The organism is Gemmiger formicilis (assembly GCF_024462815.1).
Lineage (GTDB): Bacteria > Bacillota > Clostridia > Oscillospirales > Ruminococcaceae > Gemmiger.
In genome coordinates this window covers 1-206 of the sequence record NZ_JANGCG010000123.1, presented here as the reverse complement: position 1 = coordinate 206, position 206 = coordinate 1, and the positions used below count along the sequence as shown (strand labels likewise).

1 protein-coding gene is annotated in these 206 nt (G+C 48.1%); it reads left to right on the top strand.

Going from position 1 to position 206, the window contains the following annotated elements; genetic code table 11:
- A partial coding sequence (locus tag NE623_RS14725) for a hypothetical protein (RefSeq protein ID WP_256276187.1) occupies window positions 1-206 on the top strand: 206 nt, incomplete at both ends.

Genomic DNA, 206 nt, shown 5'->3' with positions numbered 1-206 from the left:
ATCCAGAAAAAAAGTCAAAAAGAAAATGATATTCGGAAAAACTGCCAAAATAAGACCGGATACACCGTGCGGGTTTTGCAGCGGGGTGTTGCGGCACCCTGCACAGGCAGGCCCGGGACGGCTGCGCAAGCGATATTTTGTAACGAAACTGCAAAAGCAACAGTCATCCCGCCTTTTTATGGGCGTGGATGCTCTTTTTTGTTTGT